The 23,137-nt window shown below is 34.7% G+C and carries 15 protein-coding genes and 1 tRNA gene; 2 read left to right on the plus strand and 14 right to left on the minus strand.

Going from position 1 to position 23,137, the window contains the following annotated elements; translation table 11 throughout:
* Positions 1 to 12 precede the first annotated feature (12 nt).
* The 10 genes from FS85_RS0104220 to FS85_RS0104265 form a co-directional block, all read right to left on the minus strand.
* Positions 13 to 86: transfer RNA gene (locus FS85_RS0104220), tRNA-Pro, on the minus strand.
* A gap of 64 nt (positions 87 to 150) precedes the next feature.
* The gene (locus FS85_RS0104225; RefSeq protein ID WP_010134816.1) at positions 151 to 999 is read right to left on the minus strand and encodes a transketolase; all 849 of its coding nucleotides are present in this window, start codon (positions 997 to 999) and stop codon (positions 151 to 153) included.
* Positions 1,000 to 1,094: 95 nt separating this feature from the next.
* Positions 1,095 to 2,285, minus strand: coding sequence for an aspartate aminotransferase family protein (locus FS85_RS16600; RefSeq protein WP_010134817.1), 1,191 nt, complete (start codon positions 2,283 to 2,285; stop codon positions 1,095 to 1,097).
* On the minus strand, positions 2,278 to 3,723 hold the full coding sequence (locus FS85_RS15920; RefSeq protein ID WP_139062148.1) for an OstA-like protein: 1,446 nt from the start codon (positions 3,721 to 3,723) through the stop codon (positions 2,278 to 2,280). The genes FS85_RS16600 and FS85_RS15920 overlap by 8 nt, the downstream gene beginning before the upstream one ends.
* Positions 3,724 to 3,946: 223 nt before the next feature.
* Positions 3,947 to 5,218, minus strand: a complete 1,272-nt coding sequence (locus FS85_RS0104240) for an adenylosuccinate synthase (RefSeq protein WP_010134819.1) — start codon at positions 5,216 to 5,218, stop codon at positions 3,947 to 3,949.
* A gap of 20 nt (positions 5,219 to 5,238) precedes the next feature.
* The gene (locus FS85_RS0104245) at positions 5,239 to 5,679 is read right to left on the minus strand and encodes a Fur family transcriptional regulator (protein ID WP_010134820.1); all 441 of its coding nucleotides are present in this window, start codon (positions 5,677 to 5,679) and stop codon (positions 5,239 to 5,241) included.
* Between the two features lie 77 nt (positions 5,680 to 5,756).
* Complete coding sequence (locus tag FS85_RS0104250) at positions 5,757 to 7,961, minus strand: RelA/SpoT family protein (RefSeq protein WP_010134822.1); 2,205 nt, start codon at positions 7,959 to 7,961, stop codon at positions 5,757 to 5,759.
* Positions 7,962 to 8,058: 97 nt separating this feature from the next.
* Positions 8,059 to 9,303 carry a M48 family metallopeptidase gene (locus FS85_RS0104255; RefSeq protein ID WP_010134823.1) on the minus strand — a complete coding sequence of 415 codons (1,245 nt, stop codon included), beginning with the start codon at positions 9,301 to 9,303 and terminating at the stop codon, positions 8,059 to 8,061.
* Positions 9,304 to 10,101 (minus strand): TrmH family RNA methyltransferase, encoded by a 798-nt coding sequence (locus tag FS85_RS0104260; protein WP_010134824.1) that lies wholly within the window; start codon positions 10,099 to 10,101, stop codon positions 9,304 to 9,306. It lies immediately after the preceding gene.
* Positions 10,102 to 10,193: 92 nt separating this feature from the next.
* Positions 10,194 to 10,997 carry a Cof-type HAD-IIB family hydrolase gene (locus FS85_RS0104265; protein ID WP_010134825.1) on the minus strand — a complete coding sequence of 268 codons (804 nt, stop codon included), beginning with the start codon at positions 10,995 to 10,997 and terminating at the stop codon, positions 10,194 to 10,196.
* 219 nt (positions 10,998 to 11,216) lie between these two features.
* On the opposite strand from FS85_RS0104265, the gene dnaB reads away from it, so the two are divergent.
* Both dnaB and FS85_RS0104275 read left to right on the plus strand, forming a co-directional pair.
* Positions 11,217 to 12,743, plus strand: a complete 1,527-nt coding sequence (gene dnaB, locus FS85_RS0104270; RefSeq protein WP_010134826.1) for a replicative DNA helicase — start codon at positions 11,217 to 11,219, stop codon at positions 12,741 to 12,743.
* Positions 12,744 to 12,908: 165 nt separating this feature from the next.
* The gene (locus FS85_RS0104275; protein WP_160162387.1) at positions 12,909 to 13,757 is read left to right on the plus strand and encodes a M23 family metallopeptidase; all 849 of its coding nucleotides are present in this window, start codon (positions 12,909 to 12,911) and stop codon (positions 13,755 to 13,757) included.
* Positions 13,758 to 13,900: 143 nt separating this feature from the next.
* Here FS85_RS0104275 and FS85_RS0104280 read toward each other — a convergent pair whose 3' ends face one another.
* From FS85_RS0104280 to rplL, 4 genes are all read right to left on the minus strand, one after another.
* The gene (locus FS85_RS0104280; protein ID WP_010134828.1) at positions 13,901 to 14,212 is read right to left on the minus strand and encodes a DUF3467 domain-containing protein; all 312 of its coding nucleotides are present in this window, start codon (positions 14,210 to 14,212) and stop codon (positions 13,901 to 13,903) included.
* A 120-nt stretch (positions 14,213 to 14,332) separates the two neighbouring features.
* On the minus strand, positions 14,333 to 18,616 hold the full coding sequence (gene rpoC, locus FS85_RS0104285; RefSeq protein WP_010134829.1) for a DNA-directed RNA polymerase subunit beta': 4,284 nt from the start codon (positions 18,614 to 18,616) through the stop codon (positions 14,333 to 14,335).
* A gap of 146 nt (positions 18,617 to 18,762) precedes the next feature.
* A complete protein-coding gene (gene rpoB, locus FS85_RS0104290) occupies positions 18,763 to 22,575 on the minus strand; it encodes a DNA-directed RNA polymerase subunit beta (RefSeq protein WP_010134830.1) in 3,813 nt (1,270 codons plus the stop codon).
* Positions 22,576 to 22,727: 152 nt separating this feature from the next.
* A complete protein-coding gene (gene rplL, locus FS85_RS0104295) occupies positions 22,728 to 23,108 on the minus strand; it encodes a 50S ribosomal protein L7/L12 (protein ID WP_010134831.1) in 381 nt (126 codons plus the stop codon).
* Between the last annotated feature and the right edge of the window lie 29 nt (positions 23,109 to 23,137).

Here is a 23,137-nt window from a genome sequence, read left to right on the forward strand (position 1 = left end):
AGTAAAAATTGTCGGGGATGAGAGGATTCGAACCTCCGACCTCTGGCACCCCATGCCAGCGCGCTAACCGGGCTGCGCTACATCCCGTTTACATAAAAGAGCCTAGTTTTTTTTGACTAGGCTCTTTTATATTTTATTTTCTAGTCTTTTTTAGTAATCTCCTAAAGTTTGTGGGTTTTGACTTAATGCTGCTTCTAATTGTTCTGCATTAGGTGCTTTACCATGCCAAGCATGTGTATGCATCATAAAGTCAACTCCGTTCCCCATTTCTGTGTACAATAAAATACAAACAGGTTTTCCTTTTCCTGTTAAAGACTGTGCTTCTTTTATTCCTGTAATGATCGCTTCAATATCATTTCCTTTTTCTACTTCTAATACTTGCCATCCAAAAGCTTCAAACTTAGCTCTTAAACTCCCCAAAGACAATACTTCATCAGTTGTACCATCAATTTGTTTAAAGTTTACATCAATTGCAGCTATGTAGTTATCAACACTCTTACTACCTGCATACATAATTGCTTCCCAGTTCTGACCTTCTTGTAATTCTCCATCACCGTGTAGACTGTAAATTAACCTGTCATCTCCGTTTAATTTTTTGGCTTGTGCAGCTCCAATAGCTACACTCATCCCCTGTCCTAAAGATCCAGAGGCAACTCTAATACCTGGCAAACCTTCGTGAGTAGTTGGGTGTCCTTGCAATCTAGAATCTAACAAACGAAACGTAGCCAATTCTGATACTGGAAAATATCCGCTACGAGCTAAAACACTGTAAAATACAGGAGAAATATGACCATTTGATAAAAAGAATAAATCTTCTCCTTTTCCGTCCATTTGAAAATTAGAAGCATCGTACTTCATTATTTCTTGATACAAAACAGTAATGTACTCTGCACATCCTAAAGACCCACCTGGGTGTCCTGAATTCACAGCACTTACCATGCGTACAATATCTCTTCTTACTTGTTGTGTAAAATCTTTTAGCTCTTGAATAGTTGCCATTGTATTAAATTTAGTGCCACAAAAATACAGTTTTATTTATCTGTGACAAATTATTTATTTTATATATCAAAGTTCATTTTGTTGCAAATTCCTTTTTATGAAACCAACGAATCTATCACATTTAAAATTATTTTACATCCTTTTGCTATCTCTTCATCAGAAATGGTTAAAGGAGGGCTTATTCTTACTGCTTTCTTTTCGTACAATAAAAAAAACAACAACAAGCCTTGGTTCATGCATTCTAAAACCAACTGAGTTGCCAAATTATCGTTTTTTACCATAATAGCTAGCATTAAACCTTTTCCTCTAATTTCTTGTATTTCTGGATGGTCTAAGTATTGCCTAAACAACTGTTCTTTTCTTAAGGCTTCTTGCATTAGGTTGGTTTCGGTAATCTCTTTTAATGTGGCCAATGCAGCAGCAGCAATTACAGGATGTCCTCCAAAAGTTGTTATATGTCCTAGTTTGGGTTGATTTTGTAATTTTTCCATCAGTTTAAAATCACTAATAAAAGCTCCAATAGGCATACCTCCGCCTAGTCCTTTACCAGTGATGACAATATCTGGAATACAATCATAGTTTTCAAAGCCAAATAGCTTTCCTGTTCTTCCTATTCCTGATTGAATTTCATCTAAAATTAACAAAGCTCCTACCTCATCACATCGTTTTCGTACTTGGTTTAAAAAACCATTTTTTGGTTCTATAAAGCCTGCTCCTCCCTGAATTGTTTCTAGAATGACTCCTGCTGTATCTTCTGTAATTTTTTGTAAATCGTCTAAATGATTAAAGTTGATAAAAGTAGTTCCAGGAATCAAAGGCCTAAAAGCACTATTTTGTTGTTCTGCTCCGCAGACACTCATTGCTCCTTGTGTATTTCCGTGATAGGCATTTTTAGCCGCAACCATATTTGCTCTTCCTGTAACTCTTTTTGCTAATTTTATAGCTCCTTCTGTAGCTTCTGTTCCAGAGTTTACCAAATAAACCGTATTTAAATTATCGGGAAGCAAATTGCTTAACAAGCTACACAATTCTGTTTGTGGTTGTTGTATAAACTCTCCATACACCATTACATGCATATAGGCATCTACCTGATCTTTAATAGCTTTGCTAACCTTAGGATGGTTGTGTCCTAAACTATTTGCAGAAACACCAGCAATAAAATCTAAATAAGCTTTTCCGTCGGCACCATACACATAAGATCCTTTAGCTTTTACAACCTCTAAAGCTAAAGAATGAGGCGTAGTTTGGGCTTGGTGTTTGTAAAATTGATCTTTAAGCTTAGTCATGAATAAAAATATCTTCTTTTTTCAACGGTTTTTCACTCTCTCGCCAAATAAATCCTTTTAATTTCCCTCTGTCTTTTGGATATTTTGAGGGTGGATATGTTTTTCCTTCTGGCTTTTTTAGAAATAAAATTTCTCGAATTTTATTATCAAATAATGAAAACTCAATGTTACTACACTCTATGTCCATAATGGCACTCAATTCTCCCTTTTCATCACGGGCGTAGTTAATTACAGCTCCATTTCCTTTGGCTAACAAATGAGATAATTTTTGATTGATAAACTTACCATACATGTTCTTTCCTTGAATTTGATTGAAACCTGCACTATCTTTCTGAACAATTAAAGCATTTCTTAAAATTTTTATAGAATCTAATTTATTGGTTTCCAGATTACTAATTAAACGAATACTGTCTCCGGTAATTTGATTGTTAGTAGACCATAACACAGGGTTTTCAAACAATTCTGTAATTCCTTTAGATTGATGAGATACCAAAGAATCGCACTTTCCGCTTAAATCCGATTTAAATATTTTTACATGATGATATACTTTCATCAGCTTATTATTTTCAGGGCCAGTAACCGATAATGTATCTCCGTGAATAAACATAGAATCTTGTTCCACAATAGAAATTGCCACAGGTTTTTTGGTAATAATAATAGAATCTTTTTGACGATACACTTCCCCATAATCTCCCGTAACCACTATATTGTTTACTGTATCAGTAATTACCAAATTCCCCGTTCCCGATGCAAAATCTGTTGCCTGATTGTAAAACAAACTATCTCCTTCTATCTCACTATTTTGATGGTAAATTTTAGAATTTTTTAAAAGATACCCCAAAGACAAACGGGTATCATAAATTCCTCGTTCTGTATACAAATCACTTTCTTTGTTGGTTACTGTTGATGGTCCATACAAATGCGTTCTACCTGTTTGGGTGTAGTAATCCATGTGCCCTGTTTTTAACGTCATATCAGGATTTACTACTTTTACATTTTGTCTGGCAGTTAATTTTTTTTCATTCGCATAATACTCGCCTACAATACTTGTTAGTGTATTTTCTTTGTTTACAATAGTTCCAAAGCAATCGTAATGCATTATTTGTGTGGCACGATTAAAGTGTAGTGTATCTGTGGTTAATATCACATCTTTATCTTTTACAATTACTTTTCCCCAAGACAATCCTTTCTGGGTTTCTCCGTCGTATTGTAAATGATCGCTGTTTTGTGTAAGTGTATCTGCTTGGTTGATAAGCACTTCTCCATAAGCATAGATTCTATTTTCGTTTCTATAAAAAAGTGCTCTTTTACAAGTTAAAATTGCCCCTTGATGTTTTACTCTAACAGCTCCATTTAGCACCGTTGCTCCTGGATATTGTTTTTGATCTGAGTAAGTTTGATCTGCGTGCAGTATTTTTATTTTTTGTGACTGTGCCATACTTGATAATCCTATCAACCATACACAAAAGACACCTACCTTAAAAATTGTTTTCATATACTAGCAAAGATACTTTATTCCCTCTATTTTAGAAATCTTTGTTGCACTATTGCTTTACAAGTACAATGCCAAAGGTATCTACTTATTATTTCCTTTTACAAACGTAAAAAGCTCAGACTTTTATCTGAGCTTTTTACATTTGTTTCTTATTTTGTTACAATATTTACATCAAAATAGTTTGTTTTCTATCGGGTCCTACAGAAACAATAGAAATTTTAATTCCTGTTTCTTGTTCTATAAACGTTACATAATCGTTTAATTCTTGAGGAAACTGATCTTTAGAAGTCATTTCTGTTAAATCAGCTTGCCATCCTTTTAACTCTGTGTAAATCGGTTTTACGTTTTCTGGCTCAATATTATAAGGGAAATGCTTAATAACCTCTCCTTTGTACTCATATGCTGTACATACTTTTAAGGTATCAAAACCTGATAAAACATCGGCTTTCATCATGTTTAGCTGAGTTACACCATTTACTTGACAAGCATATTTTAAAGCGACCATGTCTAACCAACCACATCTTCTAGGACGACCTGTTGTAGCTCCAAACTCGTGCCCTACTTTGGCCATAGTAGCACCGTCTTCGTCAAACAATTCCGTTGGGAAAGGCCCTGAACCTACACGAGTAGTATAAGCTTTAAAAATTCCATAAACTTCTCCTATTTGATTAGGAGCAACCCCCAATCCTGTACAAGCTCCTGCAGCAGTTGTATTAGAAGATGTTACAAATGGGTAGGTTCCAAAATCAACATCTAACAAAGAACCTTGTGCTCCTTCTGCTAAAATCTTTTTATCGGCTTTTATTGCTTGGTGTAAATACTCTTCACTATCAATAAAAGTTAACTCTTTTAGTTTTTCTACACTATTAAAGAAACATGTTCTTAAATCATCCAAGTCATAATCCAACTCTACATCGTAGAATTCAATCATCTTTAAATGTTTTTGAGTCAATTTTTCAAAAATTTCTTTCCAGTTGTCTAACTCTAAATCTCCCACACGCATTCCGTTACGACCTGTTTTGTCCATATACGTAGGGCCAATACCTTTTAAAGTAGATCCAATTTTATCTTTCCCTTTTGCTTTTTCTGAAGCAGCATCAAGCAAACGGTGCGTTGGCAAAATTAAGTGTGCTTTTCTAGAAATTAGTAAAACTTTTTTAAAATCTACATCAAACTTAGACAAGCCTTCTATTTCATTGTTAAAAATTACGGGGTCTATTACTACTCCGTTACCAACAACATTAATTGCTTCTTTGTGAAAAATCCCTGATGGAATGGTATGTAATACGTGTTTGTGTCCATCAAAAATCAAAGTGTGCCCTGCGTTAGGTCCTCCTTGAAAACGAGATATTAAATTGTATTTTTTAGTTAAAACGTCAACTATTTTTCCTTTTCCTTCATCACCCCACTGCAATCCTAATAATAAATCTACCGCCATTTTTAAATAAATGTATAATTCTAATTTTCTTTTCGTTTTCCGTAAAAATACAACGAGTGCTTGTCTATTTCTACGTTAAAAACTTCTTCTATTGTTTTTTTGATGGTCTGAATTCTTGGGTCACAAAACTCAATAACCTCTCCATCCGATAAAATCAAGTGATCATGCTGTTTGTCAAAAAAGCTTTTTTCGTAATGCGCTTGGTTTTGACCAAATTGATGTCTTCTTACCAAACCACATTCCAACAACAACTCTATGGTATTGTACAAAGTAGCCCTACTTACACGGTACTTTTTATTTTTCATATTGATGTACAAAGACTCAATATCAAAATGTTCTTCTAAATCATAAATCTCTTGTAATATGGCAAAACGCTCTGGCGTTTTACGATGTTTGTTATTCTCTAAAAACTTAACAAACACTTCTTTAACAGTTTCCTGATTTTTCTGTTTAGTATCCATACTATGTTGTTTAAAACAGCAAGGTGCAAATTTATAGTTTTATTTTTTATCGATAATAGAAAGATTTGCTTTTTTTTCTAAATTATCCTTTTTACTTGCTTTACTCCTTTTACTCCGTTTAATTGGTTGATTACTTTGCTTAATTTTGTTTTGTTTGGTACTGTAATTGTTACTTTTCCATGAAACAAACTTCCATCACCCGAAATATTAATGTTATTGATATTAATATGGTTGTTATTGGTAATAATCTTGGTTATATTTCCTAGCACTCCTTGTTCATCTTCTCCTTTAATACTTAGCGTTACTTTATATTCTTGCTTGGTAGAATCTACCCAAGTTGCTTTTAAAACACGATATCCGTAATTAGACTGTAAGCTAATGGCATTAGGACAGTTGTTTTTGTGAACTTTAATTCCCTCATTAATGGTAATAAAACCAAACACTTTATCTCCTGGTATAGGAGTACAACATTTGGCAAAAGAGTATTCTAATTTTTCGTTATCGTTTCCAAAAAGTAAGGTATCGTAATTGGTGTTTACTTCTTCTTTTTTTACAACTTTAGAACTGTCTTGCTTGGTTCTTCTAAACAGCTTGGCAAATGTACTGGTACGTTGATTGACGAAATTTCTAATCTGTGTATTATCAATGGTACCCACTCCTACTCTATAAAACAAATCAAAAGTTGTTTTTAGCTTAAAGTAAGACACCATGGCACCTAGGTTTTTGTCGGTAGGTTCAAACTTAAGGTGTTTTAATTTTCGTTTTAATATTTCTCGTCCTTCTTCGGCTACACGTTTTTCTTCTTCTTTTAAAGCAGCTCTAATTCTAGCTCTTGCTCTTGCTGTTACCACAAAGGTTAACCATCTTTCCGATGGTTTTTGGTTTTCGGACGTCATTACCTCTACCTGATCTCCACTATTTAACACACGATCTAAAGGGGTTAATTTTCCGTTTACTTTAACACCTCTACATTTTAGTCCAATATCTGTATGTACACTAAAAGCAAAGTCCAATGCCGAAGATCCTTTGGGTAAAGATTTGATATCTCCTTTTGGAGTAAATACATAAATTTCTTTGGCATAAAGATTCAATTTAAAATCTTCAACAAAATCAACGGCATTGTTTGTAGAGTGATTTTCTAAAGTGTCTTTTAATCTATTTAGCCAATCTTCTAAACCACTTTCGGTTACATTTCCTTGTTTGTATTTAAAATGGGCTGCATATCCTTTTTCGGCAATTTCGTTCATTCGTTTCGATCGGATTTGCACTTCTACCCATCTTCCTTCGGGTCCCATTACTGTAATATGCAAAGCTTCGTATCCCGTTGTTTTGGGTTGAGATATCCAATCTCTTAATCGGCTAGGATTGGGTCTAAAATTATCGGTAACAATTGAGTAAATTTTCCAAGCATCAAATTTTTCATCTTCTTTAGGTTCGTAAATAATTCTGATGGCAAACTTGTCATAAACTTCTTCGTAACGAACTCCTTGCGATCGCATTTTTTTACGAATAGAAAATATAGATTTTGTTCTTCCTTTGATTTCAAAATTAAAACCTTGCGATTTTAAAGACTGACTAATTCTAGATGAAAAATTTTCTATATAATCTGTTTGATTGTCTTTGTTTTCAATTATTTTGGTTTCAATATCCTTATAGACTTCTGGCTCGGTATATTTTAATCCAAGATCTTCTAATTCGGTTTTAATGTTAAACAGCCCTAATCTATGTGCAAGCGGTGCATAGATATACAGCGTTTCCGAAGCAATTCTTACTTGCTTAATTGCAGGCATAGAACCTAAGGTTTGCATGTTGTGAAAACGGTCTGCTATTTTGATTAAAATAACGCGTACATCATCATTTAATGTTAACAGCATTTTTCTAAAATTTTCTGCCTGAATAGAAACCATTTGGTCTTTACTCATTCTAGAAATTTTAGTTAATCCATTTACAATTTTAGCTATTTTATCACCAAACAAACGCTCCATATCTTCTATAGTATAGTCTGTATCTTCTACCACATCGTGCAACAAAGCAGCAGCAATAGATACGGCTCCTAAACCTATTTCTGAAGCAACAATTTTGGCTACAGCAATAGGATGATATATGTAGGGTTCACCTGATTTTCTTCTTTGTTCACTGTGTGCTTCTACAGCAATATCAAACGCTTTTCGAATTAATTTTTTATCATCATCCGACAAGTGTTGATAACTATCTTTTAGCAAGTCTTTGTACCTACGAGTTATTTCTTTGTTTTCTTTTTCAGTATCAACAACGTATCCCATAAATAGTGTGTTTTAAAAAACAAAATTTACTGATCGATTGTATGATACAAGCCATCAGTAAATTGATATGTTCTGTTATTAAATATACGGAATTTCTCTAAGATATTTGTGTTTTTTTCAAATTCAATACTCTTTGTAATAAGGTTGGGTGCGAATAATGAAAAAACACGTTCCATTTATGTGGAGTTAAGTTGCTCAAGCTATTCTTAGACAGTTTTTTAAGCGAACTTATCAAGGGGTTTGCTCCGTAGGTTTCTTTGGCAAAGTCATCTGCCTGGTATTCAAATTTTCTAGATAAAATATTCATCAACAAACTTGTAATTTCTGAAATTGGACTATACAGTACTCCAAAAGCCAACAAACCTATGTGAAAACTGCTATTTGGCACATCAAAAGCATCTGCTAATAATGGATTTCCTAACAACAAACCTAATATGTATAAGGTAACTCCTGTTAGCAATAATGACAAAAGCATATTGTATAAAGTGTGTTTCTTTTTGTAATGCCCTACTTCATGTGCAAAAACTGCTACAATTTCTTCTTCTGTTAAATCATGAATTAACGTATCGTACAAAACAATTCTTTTTTTTGCCCCAAAACCTGTAAAATATGCATTCGCTTTGGTCGATCTTTTAGAACCATCTATTACAAAAATATCCGAAAGTTTAAAACCTTGTGCTTTGGCATATGCTGCTAATTTTTGCCTTAGACTTCCTTCTTCTAGCGGAGTTTGTTTGTTAAACAACGGTACTATTAAATTGGAATAAAACAACGTCATTACTACCGAAAATAGCGTAAAAACTAGCCATGCGTACCACCAAAAATTGTTTTGCATTTGTTGATACAACCATACCACAAGGGAAAGTAAGCCCCCGCCAATTAATAAACTCATCAACAAGCCTTTTAATTTATCTAACCAAAATATTTTGGGTGTACTTTTGTTAAAACCAAAATTTTCCTCAATTACAAACGTGTGATAGTACGAAAATGGAACTTGTAAAATAGAACTTGCCAAGCCTATTATTCCAAAAAAGAGTAAACTTTGCAATAAGCTATGCTCTGTTAGTTGTTTGCTAATTTCATCCACCCAAGCAACTCCATTTAACATAAAAAACATAAGAGTTACCACAAAAGAAAACACTCCCGACAAAGTAGAAAATCTATAATTGGTTTGTTTGTATTTTTGTGATTTTTGATAGGCATCAGCATCGTAAACATCTTGTAATTCTTTTGGAATGGGGTCATTAAAACGTTTTGCATTTGCATAACTAATCCATTCTTCTTTTACATAATTTAGTACCAAAATGGCAATGATGGTATAAAATAAAAAGTCTCCAGTCATTTAGTTAAAATTTCGTTGTCTCTTGGCTTCAAATATCAAAATTCCTGCCGCAACAGATACATTCATAGAATCTATTTTTCCTTGCATAGGAATGATGATTTTTTTATCCGTATGGTTTAACCATTCTTCACTTAATCCTACTGCTTCGGTACCTACTACCAATGCTATTGCTTGGGTAAAGTCTTGATGATGATACGCTTCAGAGTCCTCTTTAAGTGCTGCTGCATACGTTTGAATATTCTGCTTTTTAAGGTATGCTAAAATTTCTTGCGTACTTCCTGTAGCTACTTGGTTGGTAAACAAGCATCCCACACTAGAGCGTATAATATTAGGATTGTACAGATCTGTTTTGGGGTTGGCAATTAGCACTGCATCTATCTTAGCAGCATCAGCCGTACGCAACATAGCTCCTATATTCCCTGGTTTTTCGGGGGCTTCGGCAACCAAAATTAACGGAGTTTTGGTTGCAAATGTCAGAGCATCTAACGCAATGGTTTTGTTTTTTACCACAGCTAAAATTCCTTCCGTAGATCCTCTGTACGCTATTTTTTCGTACACCTCTTTGCTTACTTGTATATAATCTTTTGCAGCTATGCTATCAACCTTAAAATCATCTGGTAATAGAGCCGAATAATAAACCAACTGTTCTATTTGATAACTACTTTCTATGGCAAGTTTAAGCTCTCTTTGCCCCTCTACAATAAAGGTTTGGGTTTGCTTTCTGTATTTAGACTTTTCGGTAAGCAATACCAAGGACTTTACCCAACTGTTTTGTACACTACTTATATGTTTGTGCATGTATTTCGTTTTATTCTGCTACAAAAATACATTTTAAATAGGTATCCATTTAGATTGTTTTTTATTGCCTGCTTAAGGCAATTTGTTTTGGATTAAATCTGAGCAATTAACTTTTCTATTATTTTTTCTACTCCGTTTTCATCATTTGATGTTGTTTCGTAACGGGCTATTTTCTTTACTTCTGGATGTGCATTTTGCATTGCAACACTAAATTTTGCTTTTTTTAGCATTTCCACATCATTCATATAATCTCCAAAAACCAATGTTTCTTCAGAACCAATTCCTAGTTGTTCTTGTATTTTTTCTATGGCATTTCCTTTGTGATTGCTTGGCAAAGCAATATCTAACCAACAAACTCCAGAAACTTTTATTTGCCAATCTTTGGATAAATGTTTTAAGTACGGATAAATATTTTTTTCTGAATTTTCTTGATTGTAAAGTGCTATCTTTAGTAGTTCATCCTTGGGTAATTCATCAAAACTATCTAGCAATTGATACTCGCTATAATATTCAGATACAATAGTTTCTAACTCTTTATTTCCTTTTAGAAAATAAGCTCTGTCTTTACCTGCCAAAACTGCATATGTGCTAGGAATATCTGCAACGATATTTAAAAAATAACGAATGTCTTTAGAATCAAATGCATTTACATACATCAATTGTTCGTGTGCTACTACAAAAGCTCCGTTTTCGGCAACTACAATTAAATCTTTTTTAACTGGTGCTAACTTTTGAACAATGCTATGGTACTGCCTACCGCTAGCTGCTACAAATTGAATGTTTTTTTCTTTTAATTGATGGAATTGTTTAAAAAACAATTCACTTACTTCATGATTGGAATTCAACAGAGTTCCATCCATATCCGAAACCACCAATTTTACATTTGATAAATCCATGTACACATATTTTTTAGTTACAAAGATAGTGGGTTTAACTGGGTTAAAAATACCTCTAAACCAAAACTAAACATAGTTTCATTCAATAACTTTTTGCTTCTTTTTTTATAGTATTCAAAAAGTTATCAACAATAAAAAAAGTTATCAACACTGGTGTCAATTCTTTTTTCTATGCTATTTTCTGTTCAAATCAATAATATCAACTAAATTTGTTTTTCCATGGAACAAACAAAGAACATCGCAGGAAAAAAAGTAGACAAGAGCAAAATTGTCAACTTAGCACAAGGAAAAATCCCTCCACAGGCAGTAGATATGGAGGAAGCTGCTTTGGGAGCTATGATGATTGATAAAAAAGGAATTGATGCGGTTATTGATATTTTGCACGCAGATGCCTTTTACAAAGAACAACATCAGGCCATTTACAGTGCCATACATACTTTGTTTCAAAACTCAGAACCCATCGACTTATTAACAGTTTCCAATCAATTAAAAAAAGATGGAAAACTAAGTTTTGTAGGGGGAGACTTTTACCTTATCGGACTTACACAAAAAGTATCTTCATCTGCACATATAGAGTTTCATGCACGTATTATTTTACAAAAATACATTCAACGACAATTGATTAGTATCAGTAGTGAAATTATAGAAAGTTCGTATGATGAAACAGCAGATGTTTTTGATTTGTTAGATATGGCCGAGACTAAATTTTTTGAAGTAACTCAAGGAAACTTGAAAAAAAGTTCTGAAAAATCGGACTCTTTGGTAAGACAAGCTTTAAAAAAAATAGAAGAAATGGGAGGTAAAGAAGGAATGTCTGGTTTGCAAACTGGATTTACCAAACTCGATGCATTGACATCAGGTTGGCAACCTTCGGATTTAATTATTATTGCCGCACGTCCTGGTATGGGAAAAACAGCTTTTGTTATCTCTATGGCAAAAAACATGGCCATCGATTTTAACTCTGGAGTTGCTATTTTCTCTTTAGAAATGTCTTCCGTACAGTTGATTACTCGTATGATTTCTTCTGAAACAGGACTATCATCAGAAAAACTTCGTAAAGGAACCTTAGAACCGCACGAATGGGAACAGTTAAATATTAAAGTAAAAAATTTAACCGAAGCTCCTATTTTTATAGATGACACTCCATCACTTTCTATTTTTGATTTAAGAGCAAAAGCAAGAAGACTTAAATCCCAACACGATATAAAAATTATAGTTATTGACTATTTGCAGTTAATGACAGCTGGAGGTGCTGCAGGAGGAAACCGTGAACAAGAAATTTCGATGATTTCTAGAAACTTAAAAGCCCTAGCTAAAGAACTTAATGTACCTGTTATTGCCTTGTCTCAGCTTTCTCGTTCTGTAGAAACTAGAGGAGGAAGTAAAAGACCTTTGCTATCTGACTTACGTGAATCTGGAGCTATTGAACAAGATGCTGATATTGTATCGTTTATATTTAGACCCGAATATTATGGAATGACAGAATGGGATGATGACGACCATTCTCCTTGTGAAGGACAAGGAGAGTTTATTGTTGCCAAACATCGTAATGGTGGACTGGACAATATTCGATTAAAATTTACCGGTCATTTGGCTAAATTCTCGGATTTAGAAGAGGATTTTGGAGGACAATTAGAGTCTTCTATGAATAGTAGTTTTAATGACATTGCCAGCAATATTAGCCCTAGTGATGCCTTTGATGCTCCAGTGCAACCCGATGCACCAGATGATGATGTTCCGTTTTAAAAAAAAATATAAACTAATACAATCTTTTAGCCTCTTGAACGTTCTCAATGAGGCTTTTTATTTGCCTACAATTAGTAAAATTCATTAATAAAAAACATTTAAGTACTCATGTCTTTTGTCTTTAACCGCATCAAAAGAGGATGTATAACTTTTTGCATCTTAGCAATGTCCACCTGTTTATACGGACAATATGCAAAAAATGCCAAGCCTGTAGAACGTGTGCTCTTTCCGTTTGATACCTTATCAAAAAGCAAGTCCATTGTTCACTACTACCAAAAGAATTGGGACAACTACCATTTTAACCCCTATCAAAAAGACCTTGTAAAGTTTCCTTTTGAAATTGTATTCACAGAAGACACTTATCACTCTCCTATTAAAAGAAAAAAATTAATTACCTCTAGATACGGATGGAGAAATAGAAGAGCACATGCAGGTATAGATATTGACTTGGTTACAGGAGATACTGTATTTGCAATGCTAGAAGGAAAAATTCGTTATGCAAACTACCATTCGGGACATGGAAAAACAATTGTGGTAAGACACAAAAACGGACTAGAAACCGTTTACGCACACTTGTCTGACTATATTGCTAAAGAAAATGATACCGTTCTAAAAGGTCAGGCAATTGGTCTTGGAGGCAATACAGGACATTCACACGGTAGTCATTTGCACTTAGAAGTACATTACCAAGGGATTACTCTTAACCCAGAAGCTATTTTTAATTTTGATGAAAGCAATACCCTATGGCAGCAACGCAATTGGATTACCAACTATTGGGCTACCCCATATCTTCACAGAGCCAGCAAACAAAGTAATATTCAGCTATACGCCACTAAAGAGGATGCTATTGCTAGCGAAATCAAAAAGAAAATTCAATATACTGTAAAACCTGGAGATACGCTTTCTAAAATTGCACATGCTTATAGTGTTTCTATTGCTAGTATTTGTAAAATAAATTCGCTTACACCTAAAAGTATTATACATATAGGGCAACACTTAACGCTGTTGCAATAACCTATTACAACGTATTTTTGTTGCTAATTAAATAAGTTGATTCTTTATATTATCTTCTACACTTGTCTTAAAAGTATATATCATAAAAGAGATGTATAGATTGCTACACCTCTTTTGTATTACATTATCTTACAACGCAGTGTCTAAGCCTCTCCTATAGGACCAAAATTAATAGGATAGTCTTGTTGCTCAAACTCTTTAATTTCTCCTACCTGAGCTTCAAATTTTTGAATGTTGTCTACCAAAGCTTGTGCTAATCTTTTGGCATGTTGCGGGGTTAAAATAATTCTAGACTTTACTTTAGCCTTAGGCAAACCAGGCATAATACTTACAAAATCTACTACAAATTCAGAATTTGAATGATTGATAATTGCTAAGTTAGAATAAACACCTTCTGCTGTTTCTGGTGACAATTCTATATTGATATTTCCGTCTTTTTCTTTTGATTGTTCCATACTGTGATATTGATATTAATTAAGGAACTAAAATACTATTAATATTCAGAGCAAAAAAAAATCAGCTCCTACAAAAATAGGAGCTGACTTTTATCTATAGATAACTTTTTGAAGTATTAACTATTCTTCAAAACTTTCTTCAATTTCCTCTTTAGGACCCACAATCATATTGTTATAAATTCTCATACCTGTACCGGCAGGAATCTTTTTACCAACAATTACATTTTCTTTCAATCCTTCTAAGTAATCTACCTTACCATTTACAGCTGCTTCGTTCAATACTTTTGTTGTTTCTTGGAACGATGCTGCAGAGATAAATGATTTGGTTTGTAACGATGCTCTTGTAATTCCTTGTAGAATTTGTTCTGCTGTTGCAGGTCTTGCATCTCTAGCCTGTACCAAGGTTTTATCTTCACGTGTCAATCTAGAATTTTCATCTCTTAACTGACGAGCTGTAATGATTTGTCCTGGTTTAAATGTTCCTGAATCTCCTGCTTCTTCTACTACTTTCATTCCAAAAATCTCATCGTTTTTCTCGATAAAGTCATTTTTGTGTACCAAAGAGTTTTCTAAGAATAAAGTGTCTCCAGAATCTATAATTCTTACTTTACGCATCATTTGTCTAACCACTACTTCATAGTGTTTGTCGTTAATACGCACCCCTTGCAAACGATATACTTCTTGAATTTCGTTAACGATATATTCTTGAACTTTTGAAGGTCCTTGAATTCTTAAAATATCTTCTGGAGTAATAGAACCGTCAGACAATGGCATTCCTGCTTTTACATAATCGTTTTCTTGTACCAAAATTTGGTTAGAAAGTTTAATTAAGTATTTCTTAATATCACCAAACTTAGACTCTACAATAATCTCTCGGTTACCTCGTTTAATTTTACCAAAAGAAACCACACCATCAGTTTCAGCTACAACAGCTGGATTCGATGGATTACGTGCTTCGAACAACTCCGTTACACGTGGTAAACCTCCTGTAATATCCCCAGCCTTACCAGACTTACGAGGAATTTTAACCAATGTTTTACCTGTTTCAATAGCATCTCCATCATTTACCATTAAGTGAGCCCCTACTGGCAATGAATATGATCGTAGTGCATTTCCGTCTTTATCTTCAATGATAATGGCAGGAATTTTTTTCTTATCCTTAGATTCAATAATTACCTTTTCTTGGAACCCTGTTTGTTCATCAATTTCAACCGAATAGTTAATTCCTTGCTCTAAGTCTTCAAAAGCAACTTTACCTGCAAATTCAGAAACAATTACTCCGTTAAATGGATCCCACTGACAAATAGCATCTCCTTTGTTAATACTTGTTTGACCTTTTACAAATATGTACGATCCGTAAGGAATTACAGTGTTACTTAACACTGTTCCTATCTTCTCGTCCATAATTTTTGCTTCAGCAGTACGAGAAATTACAATTTCTACATCTTCCCCTTGAGGATTTTTTCCTGGTACCGTTACCAAGTCATCAATCACCAATTTACCGCTAAACTTAGCTATCAATTTATTGTCTTCAGAAATGTTACCTGCAACCCCTCCAACGTGGAACGTACGAAGTGTTAACTGTGTACCTGGTTCTCCAATAGACTGTGCAGCAATTACTCCAACAGATTCTCCTATCTGAACCATTTTACGTGTAGACATCGATTGTCCGTAACATTTAGCACATATTCCTCGTTTAGACTCACAAGTTAACGGAGAACGTACTTCTACTGTATCCAATCCTGATTTTTCTACAATATCAGCCAATTTTTCAGAAATTTCAGTTCCTGCAGGTACCAATACTTCGTGATTTACTGGATCTTTGATATCGTGTAAAGCCACACGACCTACAATACGTTCGCTTAACGATTCAACAATTTCATCGTTTTTCTTTAATGGCGAAACATCTAATCCTCTTAAAGTACCACAATCATGCTCGTTGATAATAACATCTTGTGCAACATCTACCAAACGACGAGTTAAGTATCCAGCATCGGCTGTTTTTAATGCGGTATCGGCCAAACCTTTACGCGCACCGTGCGTAGAAATAAAGTACTCTAAAATAGATAAACCTTCTTTAAAGTTCGATAAAATTGGGTTTTCAATAATCTCTCCTCCTGATGCCGTTGATTTTTTAGGCTTTGCCATCAATCCACGCATACCTGTTAACTGACGAATCTGCTCTTTAGATCCACGGGCTCCAGAATCCAACATCATATATACCGAGTTAAATCCTTGTTGATCTTCACGCAAACGCTTCATCGACAATTCTGTCAACTGGTTGTTGGTAGATCCCCAAATGTCAATTACCTGATTGTAACGTTCTTTGTTGGTTAACATACCCATGTTATAGTTTTGTACAATAACATCTACTTCTGCGTTTGCATCGGCAATCATTTGCTTCTTTTCTTCAGGGATAATAATATCTCCTAATGAGAAAGACAATCCACCTCTAAAGGCAAATTTGAATCCCATGTTTTTAATATTATCTAAGAATCTTCCTGTTGTTGGAATATCTGTTGCTTTTAGTACTCTGGCAATAATTCCACGCAACGATTTCTTAGTCAAAACCTCATTAATATATCCAGCTTCTGCAGGTACGTGCTCATTAAACAACACTCTACCTACGGTAGTTTCAATAATTTTGGTGACTTGCTCTCCGTTTTCGTCAATATCTTGTGTTCTTACTTTGATACCAGCGTTCAAATCAATTGCTTTTTCATTATAAGCAATGGTTACCTCTTCTGGCGAGTAGAACGTTAATCCTTGTCCTTTAACGGTATATTTTTCATCAGTAACACGTAATTTGGTCATGTAGTACAGACCCAATACCATATCCTGAGAAGGTACAGTAATCGGTGCTCCGTTGGCTGGGTTCAAAATAGAGTGAGAACCTAATAGTAACATTTGAGCTTCTAAAATAGCTTCTGGCCCTAATGGTAAGTGTACTGCCATTTGATCCCCATCAAAATCCGCATTAAATGCCGAACATACTAATGGGTGTAACTGAATCGCTTTACCTTCTATCAGTTTTGGCTGGAATGCCTGAATTCCTAAACGGTGCAATGTAGGGGCACGGTTTAATAAAACTGGGTGACCTTTAATTACATTTTCCAAGATATCCCAAACTACAGGTTCTTTTTTATCGATGATTTTTTTAGCAGATTTTACTGTTTTTACAACACCACGTTCAATCAACTTACGAATGATAAACGGCTTGTACAGTTCAGCTGCCATGTCTTTAGGCAATCCACATTCAGACAAACTCATAGTTGGTCCTACAACAATTACAGAACGAGCAGAATAATCTACACGCTTACCTAATAAGTTTTGACGGAAACGTCCTTGCTTTCCTTTTAAGGAATCAGACAAAGATTTTAACGGTCTGTTAGATTCTGTTTTTACTGCCGATGATTTACGTGTGTTATCAAATAATGAATCTACAGATTCTTGCAACATACGCTTTTCGTTACGTAAAATTACCTCTGGTGCTTGAATTTCTACCAAACGTTTTAAACGGTTGTTACGAATAATTACACGACGGTACAAATCGTTCAAATCAGAAGTAGCAAAACGTCCTCCATCTAAAGGCACCAACGGACGTAATTCTGGTGGAATTACTGGAATGGCCTTTAAAATCATCCATGATGGATTGTTTTCTCTATTTTGTTGTGATTCACGGAATGCTTCAACAACATTCAAACGCTTTAAAGCCTCTGTTTTTCGTTGTTTTGAAGTTTCTGTATTGGCTTTGTGTCTTAATTCGTAAGACAATGCATCTAAATCAATACGATCTAACAATTCTATCAAACACTCTGCTCCCATTTTAGCGATGAACTTGTTTGGATCTTCATCATCTAAATAACGGTTTTCTGCAGGTACTGTTTCTAATATATCTAGGTATTCTTCCTCAGTTAAGAAGTCCATTTTTTGTAATGGAGTTCCATCCAACTGAGTAGCATTACCTGGTTGTATTACTACGTATCTTTCGTAGTAAATAATCATGTCTAACTTTTTTGATGGCAATCCTAAAAGGTATCCCATTTTGTTAGGCAATGATCTAAAGTACCAAATGTGTGCAATTGGCACTACTAAATTGATGTGTCCTACTCTATCTCTACGAACCTTTTTCTCGGTTACTTCAACTCCACAACGGTCACAAACAATTCCCTTATATCTAATTCTTTTATACTTACCACAAGCACACTCGTAATCTTTGATAGGTCCAAAGATACGCTCACAGAACAAACCATCTCTTTCTGGTTTGTGAGTACGGTAGTTGATGGTTTCTGGTTTTAATACCTCTCCAAAAGAAGCCTCTAAAATAGACTCTGGAGATGCCAAACCAATAGAAATTTTTTCAAATTTCTTTTGTGTTAGGTTTTTATCGTTATTTCTAGCCATGATCTTTTGTTTGTTTAGTATTTAGTAGTCGTACAGAGTATTAAGCATTGGTAGCAAGGCTACGCAACCAAAATGATTCTTAACTTAATACTCTATACTCATTACATATACTTTTTACTTTGTACTCTATAACTTAGTACTTATAACTACTCTTCTAATCTTACGTCTAATCCTAAACCTTTCAATTCGTGCATTAATACGTTAAAAGATTCTGGTAAACCTGGTTCTGGCATTGGTTCTCCTTTTACGATGGCTTCGTAAGTTTTGGCTCTACCAATTACATCATCCGATTTTACTGTTAATATCTCTCGTAAGATACTTGAAGCTCCGTAGGCCTCAAGAGCCCAAACCTCCATTTCTCCAAAACGCTGACCTCCAAACTGAGCTTTACCTCCAAGTGGTTGTTGCGTAATTAAAGAATATGGTCCTATAGAACGTGCGTGCATTTTATCATCAATCATGTGACCTAACTTAATCATGTAGATAACTCCTACTGTTGCTGGTTGGTCAAAACGTTCTCCAGTTCCTCCGTCGTACAAATAGGTATGACCGAATCTAGGAATCCCCGCTTCATCTGTCAATTCATTAATTTGATCTAATTTTGCTCCATCAAAGATTGGTGTAGCATACTTTTGACCTAATTTTTGTCCTGCCCATCCTAACACGGTTTCATAAATCTGACCAATGTTCATACGAGACGGTACCCCTAATGGGTTTAAGATAATGTCTACTGGCGTTCCATCTTCTAAGAACGGCATCTCTTCTTGACGTACAATACGAGCCACAATACCTTTGTTTCCGTGACGTCCTGCCATCTTATCCCCTACTTTTAACTTACGCTTCTTAGCAATGTAAATCTTAGCTAGTTTCAACACTCCTGATGGTAACTCATCTCCAATAGTAATCGAGAATTTTTTACGTCTTAAAGATCCTTGTAAATCACTTACCTTAATCTTATAATTGTGAATTAATTCTGCTACCAAATTGTTTATGTGGTCATCTGTAGTCCAAGAACCCTTTGTTAAATGAGTAAAGTCTGTTACAGAATTTAACATTTTTAAGGTATACTTTTTTCCTTTAGGGAATACTTCTTCACCCAAATCGTTTTGTACACCTTGAGAAGTTTTTCCTGAAATTAAGTTAAATAACTTTTCTATTAAAGTATCTTTTAAAGATTCAAAATCATGAGAGAATTGAGCTTCTAAAGCTTCAATCTGTTCTTTGTCTCTTACTCTCTTAGACTTATCTTTAACAGCTTTTTTAAATAATTTCTTACCAATTACAACTCCTCTTAATGATGGAGAAGCTTTTAAAGAAGCATCTTTAACATCACCTGCTTTATCTCCAAAAATGGCACGTAATAATTTTTCTTCTGGTGTAGGATCCGATTCTCCTTTTGGTGTAATCTTACCAATTAAGATATCTCCTGGTTTTACTTCTGCACCAATTCGAATCATTCCATTTTCATCCAAGTCTTTGGTAGCCTCTTCTGATACGTTTGGAATGTCATTGGTTAATTCTTCTGCTCCTAATTTAGTATCTCTTACCTCTAATGAATATTCATCAATATGGATAGAAGTAAAGATATCTTCTCTTACTACTTTTTCAGAAATTACAATCGCATCCTCAAAGTTGTATCCTTGCCAAGGCATAAAGGCAACTTTCATGTTACGTCCTAAAGCCAATTCTCCTTTTTGAGTTGCATAACCTTCACATAACACCTGACCTTCTTCAACAGTATCTCCTACTTTTACAATAGGTTTTAGGTTGATAGAAGTACCTTGGTTGGTTTTTCTAAACTTAATCAGATCATATGTAATTTCGTTAGAATCAAAACTTACTGATGCCTCTTCTTCTGTTCTCTCGTAACGAATGATAATTTTGTTTGCATCTACATAAATTACTTCTCCAGCTCCCTCAGCATTCATTAAAATTCTAGAATCTTTTGCAACTCTACGCTCTAATCCAGTTCCAACAATCGGTGCTTCTGGTCTTAATAATGGAACTGCCTGTCTCATCATGTTCGATCCCATCAAGGCACGGTTGGCATCATCATGCTCTAAGAAAGGAATCAAAGATGCAGAAATAGAAGCAATTTGGTTTGGAGAAACGTCCATATAATTTACTTCTTGTGGAGAAGATACTGGGAAATCTCCTTGCTCTCTTGCAATTACCTTTTCTGGTAAAATTTCACCATCGTTTCCAATGGAAATGTTAGATTGAGCAAACTTCATTCCTTCTTCTTCCTCTGCACTTAAATAAGATGGTTCTTCTGTTTCGTTTACCTTACCGTCTTCTACCTTTCTATATGGTGTTTCAATAAACCCAAGGTTGTTTACTTTTGCATATACAGCCAAAGATGAAATCAATCCAATGTTGGGTCCTTCCGGTGTTTCAATCGGACACAAACGTCCATAGTGAGTATAGTGAACGTCACGAACCTCGAATCCAGCTCTTTCTCTTGACAAACCTCCTGGCCCTAAAGCAGACAAACGTCTCTTGTGCGTAATTTCTGCCAAAGGGTTGGTTTGATCCATAAACTGTGACAACTGGTTGGTACCAAAGAATGAGTTGATTACAGACGATAAAGTCTTTGCATTAATCAAGTCAATTGGTGTAAATACTTCGTTATCACGTACATTCATACGCTCTCTAATAGTACGTGCCATACGAGACAAACCTACTCCAAACTGAGCTGCTAATTGTTCTCCTACGGTACGAACACGTCTGTTAGATAAGTGGTCAATATCATCAATCTCTGCCTTAGAGTTTACCAACTCAATCAAGTTTTTAATAATGGTGATGATATCATTTTTTGTTAAAACTTTCTCGTCCAAAGACTCGTTTAGTCCTAACTTTTTATTCATTCTAAAACGTCCTACTTCACCTAAGTTGTAACGTTGCTCAGAGAAGAATAATTTATCAATAATTCCTCTTGCAGTTTCTTCATCTGGCGGCTCGGCATTACGTAATTGTCTGTATATATGTTCTACCGCTTCTTTTTCTGAGTTGGTAGGATCTTTTTGCAATGTGTTGTGGATAATTGCATAATCTGCAGATTCATTATCCTCTTTGTGTAATAAAATTGTTTTTACACCCGTATCTACAATTTCATCAATATGTTCTTTTTCTAAAATAGTGTCACGATCAAAAACAATCTCGTTACGTTCAATAGAAACTACTTCTCCTGTGTCTTCATCTACAAAATCTTCGAACCATGTTCTTAGGACACGAGCAGCTAATTTTCTACCTAATACTTTTTTTAATCCTGATTTAGAAACTTTAACCTCTTCTGCCAAGTTAAATATTTCTAAAATATCTTTATCTCTTTCATAACCAATGGCACGGAAAAGAGTTGTTACAGGTAATTTTTTCTTTCTATCAATGTAAGCATACATTACTTGATTGATATCTGTTGCAAATTCTATCCAAGAACCTTTAAAAGGAATTACTCTTGCAGAATACAACTTGGTTCCATTCGCATGGAATGATTGACCGAAGAAAACCCCTGGAGAACGGTGCAACTGAGAAACGATAACACGTTCTGCTCCGTTAATGATAAAGGTTCCTGAATTGGTCATGTATGGAATTGTTCCCAAATACACATCCTGAACGATGGTTTCAAAATCTTCATGTTCTGGATCTGTACAGTACAATTTTAAACGAGCTTTTAAAGGTAAACTGTACGTTAAACCTCTTTCGATACATTCTTGAAGAGAGTATCTTGGTGGATCTACAAAATAATCTAAAAACTCTAACACAAAATTGTTGCGTGTGTCAGTAATTGGGAAATTGTCCATAAAGGTTTTATACAAACCTTCATTACTTCTTTCATCAGCCTTAGTTTTTAACTGGAAAAAGTCTTGGAAAGACTTGATCTGAATATCTAAAAAGTCCGGATATTCTGTACTTAGTTTGGCTGAGGCAAAGTTAACTCTTGTATTATTTTTCGTTGCCAAAGGTGAAAAAATTTAGTTGTGAATTAATAATTCTATTCTTTTTCTAGCTTTTTTTGGGCTTGCGTAAACAAGAACTGTATAAACGCAAAAAATGGTTTAGGTCTAACCCGTATGGGAAAGACCTAAACCTATAAGGTTTTGAGTAGTAAAAATTACTTCAACTCAACTTTTGCTCCTACTTCTTCTAATGAAGCTTTGATTCCTTCTGCCTCGTCTTTAGCGATTCCTTCTTTAATGTTAGATGGAGTTCCGTCTACTAATTCCTTAGCTTCTTTTAATCCTAAACCTGTTAATTCTTTAACAGCTTTTACAACTTTCAACTTAGAAGCACCAGCTTCAACCAATACTACATCAAATTCAGTTTTTTCTTCTGCAGCTTCACCAGCTCCAGCAGCACCACCTCCAGCAGCTACAGCTACAGCAGCAGCAGCAGGCTCGATACCGTACTCTTCTTTTAATATAGTTGCTAATTCGTTAACTTCTTTTACTGTTAAGTTTACTAATTGTTCTGCGAAATCTTTTAATTCTGCCATTTTCTCGTTTCTTTAAAGTTTTTATATTA

Origin of the sequence: Ochrovirga pacifica (assembly GCF_000220525.1) — a bacterium.
Taxonomy (GTDB): Bacteria; Bacteroidota; Bacteroidia; order Flavobacteriales; family Flavobacteriaceae; genus Ochrovirga; species Ochrovirga pacifica.